Below are 216 nucleotides of genomic sequence, written 5' to 3'. Positions count from 1 at the left end.
CTAGTGTGAGCGCTACTACGGTAAATGATGGCGGTACTCAAGCCGTTAGTAGTGGCGGTATTGCAAGTGCTACTACGGTAAATGATGGTGGTACTCAAGCTGTTAGTAGCGGTGGTAGTGCGATTAGTGCGACCATCAGTTCTGGCGGTACTCAAGCTGTTGGTAGTGGCGGTATTGCAAGTGCTACTACGGTAAATGATGGCGGTACTCAAGCTG

1 protein-coding gene is annotated in these 216 nt (G+C 50.0%); it reads left to right on the top strand.

All coding sequences use genetic code 11. From position 1 onward, the window contains the following. On the top strand, positions 1–216 hold a 216-nt coding region (locus ICN12_RS10830; RefSeq protein WP_216272516.1), incomplete at both ends, for an AIDA repeat-containing protein.

Source organism: Polynucleobacter sp. AM-25C3 (assembly GCF_018882335.1).
In the GTDB taxonomy this organism is placed as follows: domain Bacteria; phylum Pseudomonadota; class Gammaproteobacteria; order Burkholderiales; family Burkholderiaceae; genus Polynucleobacter.
This window is presented reverse-complemented; position numbering and strand designations above follow the sequence as displayed.